This is a genomic window from Niallia sp. FSL K6-0212, assembly GCF_038007605.1.
GTDB classification, from domain to species: Bacteria; Bacillota; Bacilli; order Bacillales; family Cytobacillaceae; genus Niallia; species Niallia circulans.
On record NZ_JBBOXL010000001.1, the window covers coordinates 431168 to 447954 of the forward strand.

10 protein-coding genes and 1 pseudogene are annotated in these 16787 nt (G+C 34.1%); 3 read left to right on the plus strand and 8 right to left on the minus strand.

All coding sequences use genetic code 11. The annotated features are described in order from the left end of the window. Positions 1-66: 66 nt before the first annotated feature. Positions 67-1455, plus strand: a complete 1389-nt coding sequence (locus MHH96_RS01950; protein WP_047943817.1) for a PTS transporter subunit EIIC — start codon at positions 67-69, stop codon at positions 1453-1455. A gap of 98 nt (positions 1456-1553) precedes the next feature. Here the strand turns inward: MHH96_RS01950 and MHH96_RS01955 are convergent. From MHH96_RS01955 to MHH96_RS01990, 8 genes and pseudogenes are all read right to left on the minus strand, one after another. Then, positions 1554-1667: pseudogene (locus tag MHH96_RS01955) on the minus strand (excalibur calcium-binding domain-containing protein); the annotation flags it as partial. 856 nt (positions 1668-2523) lie between these two features. After that, complete coding sequence (locus MHH96_RS01960; protein ID WP_186325630.1) at positions 2524-4185, minus strand: ABC transporter permease; 1662 nt, start codon at positions 4183-4185, stop codon at positions 2524-2526. A 3-nt stretch (positions 4186-4188) separates the two neighbouring features. Beyond that, the gene (locus MHH96_RS01965) at positions 4189-5271 is read right to left on the minus strand and encodes an ABC transporter ATP-binding protein (protein WP_047944412.1); all 1083 of its coding nucleotides are present in this window, start codon (positions 5269-5271) and stop codon (positions 4189-4191) included. A 24-nt stretch (positions 5272-5295) separates the two neighbouring features. Then, positions 5296-6324 (minus strand): ABC transporter substrate-binding protein, encoded by a 1029-nt coding sequence (locus MHH96_RS01970; RefSeq protein ID WP_341116502.1) that lies wholly within the window; start codon positions 6322-6324, stop codon positions 5296-5298. A gap of 95 nt (positions 6325-6419) precedes the next feature. Next, positions 6420-7184 (minus strand): response regulator transcription factor, encoded by a 765-nt coding sequence (locus MHH96_RS01975; RefSeq protein WP_047944414.1) that lies wholly within the window; start codon positions 7182-7184, stop codon positions 6420-6422. Between the two features lie 7 nt (positions 7185-7191). Then, positions 7192-8832 (minus strand): sensor histidine kinase, encoded by a 1641-nt coding sequence (locus MHH96_RS01980; RefSeq protein WP_095322732.1) that lies wholly within the window; start codon positions 8830-8832, stop codon positions 7192-7194. 338 nt (positions 8833-9170) lie between these two features. Continuing rightward, positions 9171-10571 (minus strand): PTS system trehalose-specific EIIBC component, encoded by a 1401-nt coding sequence (treP, locus tag MHH96_RS01985; protein WP_328283166.1) that lies wholly within the window; start codon positions 10569-10571, stop codon positions 9171-9173. 1202 nt (positions 10572-11773) lie between these two features. Further along, positions 11774-14434, minus strand: coding sequence for a YhgE/Pip domain-containing protein (locus tag MHH96_RS01990; RefSeq protein WP_186325629.1), 2661 nt, complete (start codon positions 14432-14434; stop codon positions 11774-11776). Between the two features lie 472 nt (positions 14435-14906). Between MHH96_RS01990 and MHH96_RS01995 the strand changes: the two genes are divergently transcribed. Further along, the gene (locus MHH96_RS01995) at positions 14907-15170 is read left to right on the plus strand and encodes a SunI/YnzG family protein (RefSeq protein WP_047944418.1); all 264 of its coding nucleotides are present in this window, start codon (positions 14907-14909) and stop codon (positions 15168-15170) included. A gap of 587 nt (positions 15171-15757) precedes the next feature. Beyond that, complete coding sequence (locus tag MHH96_RS02000) at positions 15758-16783, plus strand: CdaR family transcriptional regulator (protein ID WP_047944420.1); 1026 nt, start codon at positions 15758-15760, stop codon at positions 16781-16783. The last annotated feature ends 4 nt before the right edge of the window (positions 16784-16787 follow it).

Consider the following 16787-nt stretch of genomic DNA (forward strand, 5'->3'; position numbering starts at 1 on the left):
TTGTCAAATCAAAGTGCAGTTATACGTTTTCCGCATTTATGTAAAAGGAAAGGATGCTATGAAACTATGAGGGAAAAAGACACGATTTCAAAGATCATTGAATACGTTGGCGGTAACAGTAATATTAAAAAAGTTTGGCATTGTATGACTCGTTTACGCTTCGATTTATATGACCAGTCGTTAATAAAAAGAGAGCAAATAAAACAACTGGATGGAGTAATCGGAGAACAATTACAAAGCGATCAATATCAAATCATTATTGGTACGCATGTGCAAAAATTTTATACAGCAATCATCGATGAGTTAGGAATAGATGAGGATAAGTCAGAAGCACAAGAGGGTGACAAGAAAAAAGGAGTTTTTGGCAGATTACTAGATGTTGTTTCAGGTGTTTTCGGACCAATAGTTCCTGCTATTGCCGGAGCTGGAATGATAAAGGGGATATTGGCTGGACTCATTGCTTTAAATATTCTTTCCAAGGAAAGTGAAACTGTCACTATTTTAGATTTAGTTGCAAGCGGTGTCTTTTACTTTCTACCATTCTTTTTAGCAGCATCAGCAGCAAAAATCTTTAAAACCAATCAATACTTAGCTATTGCCATCGCTGGAGGATTGATGTATCCAACCTTATTGGATGCAGCTAAATTAGGAGAAATAAGTCAATTTCAATTTATCGGGTTACCGATTCCAGTTATTAATTATTCTGGTACAGTTATACCTGTTATCCTTTCGGTTTGGGCGTTAAGTCATATTCACAAATGGGTGGATCGTTTCATGCCAAATGTTTTACGCACGGTATTTACACCTACGTTGGCTCTATTTATTGCTATTCCTTTTTCTTTAATTGTCACAGGACCATTGGGTGGTTATGTCGGTAAGGCATTGGCTTATGTTATCGAACTTTTATTTGATATTTCGCCTATAGTAGCTGGTGTTGTAATGGGAGGAGCAAGACCCATTGAAATTGTATTCGGCGTGCATCATGCTATCACGCCAATCGCCCTGCAAAACTTCGCCGATAAAGGCTATGATATGTTAATGCCAATGATGTTTATGACCAATATGGCAATTGCTGGAGCAACCTTTGCTATGTTCTTTAAAGCAAAAAATAAAATGGAGAAATCGATTATCATTTCTGCAACTATATCAGCACTACTCGGCATTACAGAACCTGCTTTATTCGGTGTATTAATTAAAAATAAAAAAGCATTTATTGCATGTACAATCGGAAGTGCCATTGCTGCAACCTTCTTTGCCGCTGCTGGAGTGAGAATATATGGCTATATCCTTTCTAGTATCGTAAGTCTAGTTGCCTATGTTGGTCCTTACTTCCCATATGCGATAGCTGGAATTATTATTGCCATCGGATCCGCTTTCTTGATTGCCTACTTTACGATTAAAAAAGCTGATACTAATGATGTAAATGAGCCTGTTTCTGATACACAGAAGCTTTAAATGCTAGCTACTAAAATAGCTGTCTCTACAAAGAGACAGCTATTAATCATAAGAATGTATAGTACAATTAAAATATGTATCAATTAATGAAAGATTTCTTATCTCTCACAAGCATACCCATCCTTATCCCTATCCATTTTAGACTGATAAGCAGGATGAGAGCTTGGTACCCCATTTGGATAGACAGACCTTAATTCCGTACAATTAGCAAAATTATTATTGCTTGAATTAACAGTAGAAGCAGTTGCATTATTATTTTTTGAACTAGCAGTACTGCCAGAATTCGAAGCTTTCGTTGAAGAATTTGATGGTGTATTCGCCGCAGCCACTTTGTCTTCTAAGTTATTTACTTTTTCTTCAAGCTCCTTCTTTTCACTTTCTAAGTTAGCAATTTTTTCTTCTTGTGATTTTTTGTATTCTGCAAATTCCTTTTCTTGATTCTTGCTATCAGAGAGCTTAGCTTTTGTATCACTTAGCTCAGTTGTAAGTTTTTCTTTATCTGATTCAAGTTCTACGACTTTATTTTCAAGCTCTTTTGCTTTTGTTTTTAATTCCTTTACTTTTGACTCTAATTTGCTATTCTTTCCATTTGCCTCTTGTAATTGTCCTTGAGTTCCTGTATCAAGAAAAGAAGCCGAAAGAATCATTAATAAGAAACCACCAATTAAGGAAAAATAAAATATTTTCTTTGAAAGAATTGGATTTCTGCCTCTCACCTTGTTAAGTAAATAGATAACGAAATAAATAAGCGCAAATACCATTAATAATAATCCTATAAGTCCTAAGCCAATCATGCTGTCCTCCAAAAAATTATATTTAGGAGTCTCTTCCTATAACTTGAAAAGTAGTCATTAAGAAGTAAATCCCACCAATTTACTATCGGTAGTTTTTCCTATATTTCTATAAAATTCTTTCGACAAAATCTGCATATTCCTTTTAATTTTACTATCTCAATACAAAAAACTCCGATCTCACAAAACCAATATAACGCAGATTTGATGAGATGGGAGCCTCTTTGATTTGCATCTACTTCTCTTAAACAACTACTCGTTAATCTATAGGCAAAAGTTATAGCGTAATACTATCATTTTTAGATACTTTCATAAATATTAAGAGAGAGAGAACTGTTATTATCGTTAATATTGTAGACAGTGCTGCTGCAATACCATAATTCCCCCGAATTACCTCCGTATAAATTGCTACTGTCATTGTTTTGGTATTCACCGTATATAGCAATATGGACGTAGAAAGCTCTGAAAGCATGGTAATCCAGCTCAATATTGCTCCAGAGATAATGCCAGGCAACATCATTGGAACGGTTATTTTGATAAAAGTATTTAACCGGCTACTGCCTAAACTTTCAGCCGCTTCCTCAATAGAAGGTGGAATTTGCTGTAAGGAGGCTACTGATGATCTTATCGTATACGGCAATCTTCTAATAGATAAAGAAATAATCATAATAAACGCTGTACCAGTAATTGCGATTATTCCACTTCCACCTATTCCCGTATTAAATGATGCTAATAAGGCTATCCCTAAAACAGTGCCAGGAACAATATAAGGAATCATACTTAAACTATCAATCAATGATGTAAATAGGTTACGTTTCCTTACCGCTAAATAAGAAATAAAGATAGCAAAAATAACTACTATTACTAGGGCTAAGAAAGGTATCCTTATCGTGTTAATTATCGCTGATCCCATTCTATCCCATGCTTCTATATAACTATTAAAAGAATATCCCTCTTGAAATACCATCCCTTTTGTATTTAAAAACGAGGTATACATCAGGTAAAATTGTGGCAGCATCGCAATAAATACAATGCCATAAACTACTATATAAACAAAAAGTTTCTTAAATCCTTTCATACTTTTGGGCTGCACAGGGTGAAGCGAACTCATACTAAAAGAATTTTTATTGGACACATACTTCTGAATTAAAAATATTACTAAGGCAATAACAATTGCAATAATAGCTAAAGAAGCTGCAAATGCTGCATTTCCTCCTACCTCACTAATGAACTGCGTATAAATTAACACCGGGAAAGTTCGATAACCTTCTCCAATTAACATCGGGGTTCCAAAATCAGAAAACGCCCGCATAAAAACTAGTAAAGCTCCTGCTAAAATGGTAGGAATCAACAGTGGTAATAACACTTTGAAAAACCGAGCTATTCCTGTACATCCCATACTCTCAGCTGCTTCTAAAATCGAATTATCAATACTCTTGAAGGCACCCGTAACATATAAGAAAATCAGCGGGAACAACTGCAAAGTAAAAACTAGGGTTATTCCAGAAAATCCGTAAATATCAAATGGAGGAAAATGAAGATATTCCACTAAAAATTTAGTAATGACTCCATTTCTTCCTAATAATAGGATCCATGAGTAGGCACCAATAAAGGGTGCTGACATGGAAGCTATAATAATTAATACTTGCAGCACTTTTTTTCCTTTAAACTGAAACATGGAAAATAAATAAGCTAAAGTTATTCCAATTACTAAAGCAAAGAACGTTGCAGAAATAGAAACTTTAAAACTATTGATTAATGTTTCCGAGTAGTAACTTTTAGAGAAAAACTCAACAAAGTATTTTAATGAAAAGGAACCATTTATAAATAACGCTTGTATTAAAATCATTAATACCGGATATATAAGGAAAACGGTATACGTAAGAAGGATAAATAAGGAGGATCCGGTCCAAATATTAAATTTAAACTTGTTTCTCATTATTTACACCCCCAATAAATTACGTGAACCATCATCAGTAAATATATTGATTTTTTGTTTATTTATCGCCAGCCAGACTTCATCCCCAGCCTTCAAATCCTCTTCAAATGTTGACTCTTCACTTACTTGAATATTTTCTCCTGTATCCAGATGAATGAAATATTCCGTATTCATTCCTAGGTAGACACTATCAGTTATTACGCCACGAATAGTATCAGGATTTTGCTTTGTTCTTACATATTCCTCTGGTCTAATACTCACTCTAACTCTTTGACTATGTTCGCTGGCTAGTTCATCAAAGGGAAGATTAAAACCATTTTCGAACTCTATTGTGGCACTATCTCCAGTGGAAACTAGTTTCGCTTCTTGTATATTAGTTCTCCCAATAAAGGTAGCAACAAATTCATTAGCTGGGCGGTGATATAATTCTTTCGGACTTCCAATTTGCTGAATTACTCCATTATTCATAACTGCAATCTGATCTGAAATTGCCATGGCTTCTTCTTGATCATGGGTAACATATACGGTTGTTATTCCCACTTCTCTTTGGATATCCCTAATAGCTTGGCGCATATCAAGTCTTAATTTAGCATCTAAGTTACTTAGCGGTTCATCCATCAGTAGTACATCAGGATTTATTGCTAATGCACGTGCTAGCGCAACACGCTGCTGTTGTCCACCACTTAATTTTTCTGGTTTCCGCTCACTATATTGCTCAATTTGCATTAATTTCAAATATTGAGTCGTCCTCTGTTGGATTTCCTCTTTCGTAAGTTTTCTTTGTTTTAAACCAAATTCTACATTTTCTCTTACCGTTAAATGAGGAAAGATTGCGTAGTTTTGAAATACCATTCCAATATTTCTTTTACTTGGTTCTTTATCATTTATTCTGTTCTCATTAAAATAGAAGTTTCCTCCTTCTATTGAATTAAAACCAGCTATCATTCTCAGTAAGGTTGTTTTCCCACATCCAGATGGACCTAATAGGGTAAATAATGATCCATCTTTTATGTTCAGGGTTAGATCTGGAATTACCGCTACTCCTCCATATTCCTTTTTGGCATGCTCTATATTAATAAAACTCATTCTCTTTCACCTCCTGGCCTCTCATTATTTAGATTGAATATCAACAAATATTTCATTATAATGTTGGACAATTTCATCCTTATGCTTAATAACATATTCATAGTCTTCTGTTAATGTCTTAATATCTGCAAGCGGCTTCATATTTTCTCCGATTTCTACATCATCTCTAACTGGTCTATTAGTTGTTGATTTTGCTAGTACCTCTTGAACATCTTTAGAAATAATGAAATCAAGGAATTTTCTCGCATTATCCATATTTTTGGCATTTTTCACAACCGCTGAGTTTGCAGGTAAGAAAACCGTACCTTCTTCTGGATAAATAATTTCAACATTCGCTCCATCATTCAATAACTTCACTGTCGGATCTTCATAAGATAACCCAACTGCCATCTCTCCATCTGCCACTGTTTTATATACATTACTAGAACTAGAGTTGATTTTTCCATCTATATTTGTAAAGAGATCTTCTACATAATTCCAGGCATCATCTGAATCATATCCGCCCTTTGCAAGTAAAATATTCGTTAATTGAGAAAATGCACTTGATGAATTAACTGGATCAGCTGTAGAGATTTTTCCTTTTAACTCGGGATTCAATAAATCAGCATATCCTTTAATATCCATTCCTTTTGTCAGATCTTTATTTACAACAAGTACACTTCCATCTAAAGTAAATGGAGTAGAATATCCATTAGTATTACGATATTCCTCTATTACGTTTTCGTTTTCAGCAGAAACATATTCTTCGAATAATTCTCCATGAAGAGCATAAGTAGTATAGGTTCCTCCAAACATTACATCCGCCACTGGAGAGTCTTTTTCGCTTTCCAACTTTTTAAATAACTCTCCTGTACCAGCTTGAATTAACTCAACCTTGATTCCATATTTTTCTTCAAATGCAGGGATTGTCGCATTAATTAACCCTTCTGAATTTGGTGTGTAAATAACTAATTTATCCGATGCTCCTTCTCCCGCTTTCTCTTCAGATGAACAAGCAGTTAGTGCTAATACACCCACAACTACTAAAATGAACATTTTCCAATATCTTTTCATTTATTATCCTCTCCTTATCATTGATATGTTTAGGATAATATATAAGCAAACGCTTTCAAATGGTACTATTCTATAAATTCAGAGAAAATTCTACACTACTTTCTCTCCAAAAATTCAGTACAAGTATATCCTGTGTATTTCTTAAACACTTGATTAAAATACTTATAATCAGTGAAACCAACTTTTTCAGCTATTTGATAAATTTTATACTCTCCGCGTTGAACCTCTTCAATTGATTTTTTTATTCGATATTGATTCAGGTATTCATTAAAAGTTTGTTTGGTTTCCTCTTTAAATTTCTTATAAAGAAGAGATGAGCTATATCCCAGTTCATTTGACACTGCATTAAAAGTAAACTTTTTTGCGTAATTTTTCTCAATATATTGAATCATCTGCTTAACTAAATGATCATAATGACCCTCAAAAGATGAATGTGCTAACCCCTTAATCATATCGTCTATTTTCTGCTTTTCCTTTTGTTCCAGTTTCAATATATCTACCATTGACCCTGCTTTTCTGATAGCTTCTTTTAATTCTGATTCATTTATCGGTTTTACAATAAATTCAACTGCGTCATAAGAAATTGCCTTTTTTGCATTAGGAAAATCATTATATCCCGAGACAATAATTTTTGAAAAAATAAGATATTTTGTTTCTTCAAGCATTTGAAAGGCATTTTTTCTTGGCATATTAATATCTGTAATGACAATATCAGGCTTTAGTTCATTTATAAGTTCAATTCCTTCTTCCCCATCACTTGCTTCTCCAATTACTACGCAATTAACTGATTCATAATCAAAACCATAACGCAGCCATTTTCTTATTAACTTTTCATCTTCAATAATGAGAACTCTGTACACTTTTCTCTCACTCCCTGATTTTCATAATTACAGTCGTATGTTCCCCAGGACTTTTTACTTTGAAGTAAGAATTTGGGTACATTAATAATAATCTTCTCTTTGCATTATATAGGCCATGATGGTTCCCACTTTTCTTAAATACATTTGAATTTACTTTAACTAACGTACTATCATCTATACCTCCTCCATTATCGCTTATTTGTATCGTCAAACTTTCCCCAGTTCTGACGATATTAATTGATAAATGTAAATCTCTTCTATCTCTAAATCCATATTTCATACTATTTTCTACTATTGGCAAAATTAACAATTTCGGAATGAGGAATTCCTCTGTTTGTTCCTCTATCGTTATGTCAAACGTAAATCGCTCAAACCGTTCTTTGCAAATTTCCAAATAGTTTTTAATATAAAGCATATCGGTTTTAATGGCTGCTACTTCATTCATTTTGGAAATGCTATATCTCAAAATGGTATTTAGATTTAAGATTAATTTGTTAGCTAATTCTGTATCATAATAAGTTGCTACTCGTATCGTTTCCAATGTATTATACAGAAAGTGAGGATTAAATTGCGCCTCTAGCATTTTGCGTTCTGAGATGACATTTTCCTTTAGTAAAGAAATGTTATTTTGATTTAATTCCTCTAATTCATCGAGCATTTGATTTATATTTTCACTCAAAAATTGGAATTCATCTTTTGACTCTATCTTAAAGCGATAGTTTTTATTATTTGTTACTTTTTTCATTTCATTGGATATAAATTCCACATATCTAGAATTATTGTAAGCAATCTTTTTAGAGGAATAACGAGAAAAAAGTAATAAAAAGAAAACCAAAATCATGACGATGCTAAACGAAAAGCGCCATAATATGTTTAGTGATTCTAATTTTTTATAAACAATTAAATTCATATTTGATTCCAGCAGTCTATGTTTGGAGTAATAGTTCCCTTCTTCACTTTGGAAATTTCCATCCCTTACTTCTGAACTTACTTTTTCTAAAGATCCTTTTAAAAATTCGAATGAGCTACTGGAGAAAACATTATGATAATTATCATACAGTAGATATTGGGTTCCATTTCCTGAAGAGTTTTGCAGAAAATCATTTCCATTCATTAAAAAGGCAGCATATCCAATCGTATAGGAATCCTCCTTTATCTTTTTTAAAGATAATAAGGTATGCTCTCTTTGAGGAGTCATAAATATCCGACGTATAACTTTTTCCTCTAATGGATTATTATCTACTACCGTATTTAAGAAATAGATCAACCTAATATCTTCTTTCTTCTCGCTATCAAATAATAAATTTTTATTTTTATCCAATAATAATAACCGAATTCTGACATTCCTTTCCTTTCTGCTTAGAAGGTGATAATACTCTTCATATAAATCTCTATCAGTTAATTTTCCATCTACATATCTTGCAAATATGGTTTCGCTGTACATTTCTAAATTTTCATCAAGGTAACTAGTTATACTTTTATACTGTTTAGTAATCCTTTCCCTTTCTTCTGTTATTTCTTGGTTGATTGAATAGTAATAGTAGCCAAATAGTCCTCCAAAAATCACCAAGGAAGCCAGCGAGATAGTAATAAGCGAACTTACCATAATTTCCTTTCGTAATCTATCTTTAAATTTAAACGTTTTCAAAAAATGATTCACCCACCTTTCTCTACTAACTCCTTATTGTTACGACTACTTTACCAAGATAATTAAAAATTGGAAAGGTAATTTGAAAAACGATACTCACAAACTATTAAATACCAAAAACAGCAGAAGAGACAATTCAAGATAAATAGGATTGTTCTATGCGAATTATATGACTTTCAGGATCATATTGTAAGTCGCATATTAATGAATTCTTCACCATATAAGATAAAAAGAAGCATAGATTTCTTTTCACTTTTTTTGCTTAGTCATTTATGTAAATAAAAACAGAAGATATCAATAGGAATCATTGATACCTTCTGTTATAAATACTCTACTATTTATTGCGCCTTGCGCACTTTTGCAAATAATATTGTTAAAAGGAATGGGACGATTATTACAATGGCCATTCCAATAAAGAATGCTCCCCAATTATTAGGGAAAATGGACAGGAATCCTGGCAAGCCGCCTACTCCTATTGAAGGTGCTTTTACTGCTTGGATAGAAATAAAAGCACCAGCTATAGCAGATCCAATAATGGCCGAAATAAAGGCAAAGCGGAAGCGCAGATTAACACCAAACAACGCTGGCTCCGTAACACCAAGATACGCGGAGATAGCTGAAGTTACTGACAAACTCTTTAATTTTTCATCTTTTAATATAAACAACATGGCAAGTGCTGCTGACCCTTGAGCAATATTGGATAAAGCAACCATCGGCCATAGAAATGTTCCTCCAGTGCTTCCGATCAACTGCAAATCTACTGCTAAGAAGGTATGATGCATACCAGTAATAACAAGCGGTGCATATAATCCGCCGTATATTAATCCACCTAAAATTGGCGCAAAATCAAAGATTGCTACAACTCCATCTGTAATCATGTTTCCGATAAAAAATGTGATTGGACCTATTGCAATAAATGATACAAAACCAGTTACAAGTAAAGCAATAGGTGCTACGAATAACATTTGAAAGGAATCTGGGATTCTGTTTCTTAAGAAAATTTCTAACTTAGCTAAAACATAGGAAGCAAGCAGGACTGGTAAAACTTGACCTTGATAGCCAACCTTTTCTACTTCTAAGCCAAAAATGTTCCATGTCGGTATTTCTTCTGCCTTTCCATATCCCCATGCATTCAATAAATCAGGATGAACGAGCATTAATCCAAGCACAATCCCTAATAAAGGACTGCCGCCAAATCTAGTCATTGCAGACCAGCCGATTAAACCAGGTAAAAAAGTAAACGCTGTATTAGCTATTAAATTGATAATACTAGCAAAGTCTGCCCATTGTGGATACGCTTGAACCACCGATTGCTCAAAAAAGATACCTTCACCTGTTAAGACATTATTGATTCCCATTAGTAAACCAGCTGTTACAATCGCAGGCAAAATCGGAATAAATATATCAGCTAACATTTTTACAGCACGCTGTAATGGATTTAAATTTTGTTCTGAGGCTTTTTTGACATCATCCTTCGACCCTTCGGATGCACCCGTTTGATTGATTAACTCTTTATAAACCTTCTCCACCGTACCTGGACCAATTACTACTTGAAATTGACCATTTGTCGAAAAAGACCCTTTCACTAAATCTAATGATTCAAGCTTCTCTTTATCTACTTTTGCTTCATCTGCTAATGCAAATCGTAATCTGGTCACACAGTGCGTTGCAGCATAAATATTCTCTTTGCCGCCAATCGCTTCAATTATATTACTAACCTGCTGTTTATCTATGCTCATTTCTTACGTCCTCCTATTCTATGATGAAAGTAAATTCTATTCCAATACTAATAAAAACGTTTGCAAATCTTGTCGAATCTTGTATATACATGTCATAAAACTAATGATATAGATGTATATACAAGTTGTCAATAAAAAGGATAATACGTTTACAATAGTATTTTTTTCCATTAGATTAGAGAAATAAATCCTATTAGTAGTCCTAACACAAGCAGAAGATTAAGTAAGTAGAATAGTATTTTATTTGTTGATGATATTAAAACCTGCCAACCTTCCATAGCTGAATGGAGAAGATATTAATTCTTTTCTGTAGTATTTCAGGTATGTTTCAATAGTTTGAGTTTGGAAAGCAAATACTTACAATGGACCATTAGCCATCAGCTGTTTATGTCAAAGGAGTAGTAAAATATAGGAGAAATTACTGGAAAAAGGCTTCCCATTATGGCAAAGATGAGAGGATTCTAGCCTAAATGGGGTTTTATCAGTCAAATCTGTTGGGTTTTCAGGTAAACTTCTGTTTTATCAGCCAAAGTTAGGGGCTTTTCAGCCAAACTTCGATTTTATCAGCCAAAGTTAGGGGCTTTTCAGCCAATCTTCGATCTTATCAGCCAAAGCTAGGGGCTTTTCAGCCAAACTTCGATTTTATCAGCCAAAGCTAGGGGCTTTTCAGCCAATCTTCATTTTTATCAGCCAAAACTGGGGGCTTTTCAGCCAATCTTCATTTTTATCAGCCAAAACTGGGGGCTTTCAGCCAAACTTCTGTTTTATCAGCCAAAGTTAGGGGCTTTTCAGCCAAACTTCGATCTTATCAGCCAAAGCTAGGGGCTTTTCAGCCAATCTTCATTTTTATCAGCCAAAACTGGGGGCTTTTCAGCCAATCTTCATTTTTATCAGCCAAAGCTAGGGGCTTTTCAGCCAATCTTCATTTTTATCAGCCAAAACTGGGGGCTTTTCAGCCAAACTTCTGTTTTATCAGCCAATCTCACTGGCTTTTCAGCTAAAGTCGAATTTTTTCAGCCAACATCAGTTTTCCTTAAAGCTTACATAATTAACATAAACACTTAATAAGGCTGATTCCTTCCTTCTTTTACCCTTTTCGGCATTACATTATTCTTAAAAATAAAAGCAAAAAGACTGTTCTATCATGTAGAAACAGTCCTTCGCTTTCCATAATGGGAGATTCCTTATCCACGTAGTCCCTATTAATGTATAATCTCGCTTGCTTTTGCCTTTTCTGTCATTTTTCTTGTTCCATTTGCTAATGGCTTTTTTAAAAATAGAGCAATAATCAAAGCAATTACACTAAAGACTATAAGCATACTGATTGAAAATAGTACTTTTTCCTTTACCATCCCACCTACGGTTTCTCTTAACAGGTTGATCGCATGTGTAAATGGTAGGTAAGGATTAATTTTTTGGAAAAAAGGTGGTGCAACCTGAATAGGAAAAGTCCCTCCAGAACCAGATAGCTGCAATACAAGAAAAATAATCGCTAATCCCTTACCTAAGTTGCCAAAAACAGAAACTAATGTGTAAACAATTGTCATAAATACTAAGCTGATAAACATGCTGAACAATACGAATGCAACTGGTTCAGCTACATATGCCTTTAAGATAAACATATCTCCTAGTGTCACAATCAAGCTTTGACATAATCCAATTGTGACAAAGGTGAGCCATCTGCCAAAGTATACTTGGTTCGGTGTGTAAATCCCCTCAGGATCTCGAACATCCACGCGTAATAAAGAAATGAGCAGCAAGGCACCAACCCATAAACTCAAGGTTGTATAAAAAGGCGAATTCGCTGATCCATAATTAGGAATAGGAAATAAAGAATTTTCATTTAATACAATCGGATCTGATATAAAGTCACTTTCTTGTTGTATATCATTTTTCAACAAGGAAATAATTTCCCCTAAATCATATTCATCTTCAAATTTCCGAATAGAATCTGCCGTTTTAGTCAACGTCGCTTCTAAATTTGGCAATTCATTTTGTACCATATCTGCCGCTTTATGAACAGCATCTTCCACTCTAGGTAAATCCGTCTTAATAAATGCAGCTACTTTAGAAATATCTTGTTCAGCCGCGGGAAGATCATTACGAACAAAGTTTGCTGCTTCATGAAACTTCTCTTTCAGACTCGGAAAAGATTTTTGATAAAATTCTGCGGCATCATTAATGCCTGCTAAAACTTTGTCCATATTTTTCTTGATAAGGTTTGTTGCTTCATGAATCTTCTTTTCTATTGTAGGTAAGTCAGAATGAAGCTTTGTTAATTCTTCTTGCGCAAAGGCAAGTGACTCATCCGTATTTTTTAATATCTCTTCTAGCTTTGGTATATTCGCCTGTGCACTTTCCAAATCATTCATTGCATTTTGAGCCGAATCCTTTATCCCCTCTATAGCACGATGTATAGCTGGCTCTGTTTGCTTGTCATAACGATTCATTAGAGTAGTACTAAGCTCAATTGCCTCTTGCGACAACGCCAATAAACTGGATGCTTTCTCCTTATCCTCTGCTTGAATCGTATGTAGCAGCTTTTTTTCTTGCTGAAAATTGGTTTGTAATGCCTGTAAGTCTTTAATTTCAGACAAAAGAGCATCATCTCCATTTGGAGTTACACTATTTAGAGTAGTAAATAATGCAACGGAACGTGTTAAACTATCGATACTAGTTTGCACTTGTGCTTGCAAAGCTACTGCATTTGTTTTTGCTTCCTCTTCAGTAAGATTACCATTTTGAACTAATGCAGCAAATTGGTGAACAGCATCAGCCGTTTTCTGATGGAGAAGAAGATTTTGTTTATATACTGGCCCTACTGCATCGAGCGCTTGCCCATTTGCATCGATAAACGCCGGCAGTGTATCTGCTAATTGCTTCCCGTTATTTATCCCTTGTTCGATTTTCTCTAATGAACCACTTGCTGTTTCCAAAAATGACTGCATGTCTTCTACATTCGATAATGCTTTTGTTACCATTTCACTAATGTCAGAAAAATGAGCATCTAGCTCCATCACGCCATCCGCTAACTTTTGAATTTCTGGCGCCTTTTCCTGTAAGACTAGAATGCCTTCACCAACCTTATCTAGTTCCGGAAGCTTTTCTTCTAATAACAGGATATTTTTACTCGCTTCATTAATATCTGGAAAAGCTGCTTCTAATGTTAAAATTTTTTGTGCTTTCTTATTGATTTCAGGCAACTTACCTTCCAGTGTTACTACTTTTTCTCCTAATTCATTTATTTTCGGAACTTCTTTTTCTAATGCGAAAATTTTCTCTTCTATATTTCTAATCGTCGGCAATTCTTCTTCCAGCTTAATTCCAGCATCATTAAATACACTCAATACGGATTCACTTACCGTATGAATAAAGTTTTCCTTTACTTGCTGCACAATCGTCGAGGCACCAGTAGAAGTCATCTTTGGTGCGATTGCATTTAACTTTTCATTTACACTATAATCAATCTCTGGTTTTACTTGTTTGTCCTCTAAAATAGTTGCAATCTTAGCGGAAAAATCATGAGGGATGTACAGGCTTGCATAATACTCTCCTTTCGTAACACCCTCCTTCGCTTTTTCTTTACTTACAAATTCCCAGCCAAGCTTATCATTTTTCTTTAAGCTTGAAACAATTTCATCGCCAATATTGACGGAGGAATCGCGAATAACTGCTCCTTCGTCTTCACTTGTTACTGCAATTTTTATCCCACTCGTATTCGAATATGGATCCCATGAAGCCGCCAAATTAAACCAAGCATATAGAGATGGCAGCACCATTAAAGCCACAATTAGAAGTGCCGCAACAGGCGCCTTAAAAATACGAATCCAATCATTTCGGTAAATAGTAAAAACATTCTTCAAAAAAATCACCCTTCGTTAGTTTATGAAGATGAATAGAAAAGCATTCAGAGGAGCGATTCTTATAAAGTCTCAAACAAAAGCTTCCTCCTGAAATCCTTATCATCTTAATAACGGCAGTCATCTAGAATCCATCCTCTTTTTTCTTAGTATATATTGGAAAAAACCTAATATTTCTCTATGATACCATTTCAAGTGATTCAACTAAACATAAATGAAGAAAGGAATTCACACAAAGCGCAAGTAATCAAAACACAACAACCTGCTAAGAAAAAACACCGGAGTATCATCAGAACTTTCATTTCTATTCCACCATTTCCGTTTCTTTTTCATGCTCACCCCAAGTTATACAGAGCAATAAAACTTTGTGTTAAGACCAGTCAGTATGCTTGCTCATACTCTTTTAGAGAGTTACTTATCCCATGAAACTTTTCCCCATCATCTCCGTAAACATAGTTAAAAGGAGTGAATGGGAATGTTGGAAGTCAAAGTAACAAAGAACAATAACAAGTTACAAATAAAATGGCAGCTAAGTACCATTGAAATACTCTTATCAGATATAACAGCAGTAACAAATGATGAAACATATGCCGGGAAAGAAATAAGCGGAATACGAATTGGTCTCCCTTATGGAAACACTGACAGGATCATCATACATACCAAAACAGATAATTATATTATTTTTACAAGTATCGGAAATTTGAAGGATAAGATTTTGGATTTTATGAAGGGAAGTTAAATTTCTTTACCACCACAATATTGGCTGATTTGTGGTGTTTATTCCTATTTGAACACGCTATCATTTAATGATATAGTTTATTTTATTAATAAGACTATACAATAAATATTAAGGATTGAATCTAACTATGCTTTTGATTAACGAACTTCCTATTGAGGTAACCAAGATTTATCCGTCAAGCAGCTTTAAGGGACTGGAAATTTTATTCCGCATAGAAAATCATGATTATCACTTTCTAATTGGAAATTCTACTGAACCTTTTCCCTTGAATGTAAAACACATATTCAAAGAAAAGGATGTCTGCCCGTTTTGCCAAAAGAATATTTATGCCGCTCCATTAGGCCAGCAGATTTGTTTAGAGTTTCAGAAAAATTTACCCGTTCTTTTAAAGTATTTTCAAAAAAAGTATCCAGATATTTTTTAGAGTACTGAATTGTTTTGGTTTTCTCTCTACTTTTAATTTCCATTAAATGAAGTGCTTTCGACTATTCCTTTGCAATATAAAAAATCAAATATCTAATTCTCATATATACTATATAATAGCAAGTATTTTTCTTTCTTATTTAAAAGGTGGTGAGCCAGTTAAAATGTATGAATTAACACCCAAACAGGCACAAAAAATTGTAAATAAAATGATGAAGGATATTCCATATAATATTAATATTATGGATAAAACAGGCATTATCATTGGCAGTGGCAATAAAGAAAGAATCGGCACGCTCCATCATGGTGCAGTTGCTGCCATCAAACAAAAAAGAATAGTTCCTATTGAAAAGGATGAAGAATTTGTCAAGAAAGGAATTAATCTGCCTATTGAATGGAATAAGTCTATATTAGGAGTAGTTGGTATTAGCGGGGAGATAAAGGAAACCAGCCCTTTTGGAAAACTAGTGAAGTCAACCGTTCTGCTATTAATTGAACAGAGCATTGCTTCGGAAAAAGAAAATAGGAGAAAGAATGTAAAACAGGAATTTTTCAACTTATTAATAGACTCAAATACTATTTATACAAAGGATTTAATAGACCAGGCATCCTCCTATAATGTTCAGCTAAATAAACCAAGTCAACTAGTCTATATCGAATTTCAGAAAAACGTTGATGAGACTATAGTCAAAGATTTTCCTTTCTTTCAGCCCTATCAAACTACACTATGTGTGGTTGTGCAAGAGCCAAACAACATGGAAGAGCTGCTAGAGAATCTAGCTAAATATCAAGATATCTTTATTTCCGTTAGCAAAATAAATGATAAAATCGCGGATGGTTTTCTTCAGACAAAATTGGCATTAAAAGTACTAAAAGGGTTGTTTCTTCATCAGAAAATCATATTTTATGCTGATTGTGAGTTTATTGCCGATTTATCTTATTCTTTGCAAAAAATAAAAAAAACAGCCCTTCAGTCAGACTTGCTGGAAACAAATGATGAACTTATCAAGACACTCCAGGCTTACCTTAACTGCAATATGAATATGAATGAAACAGCCAGCCAGCTGATTGTACATAGAAATACATTAAATTATCGATTGAATCGTATTCATAAAATTACAGGGAAAGATCCTAAAAATATATTGGATCTTGTAGAACTAATCTTTATGTTAATTAATCGTATCAAGTGAAGAA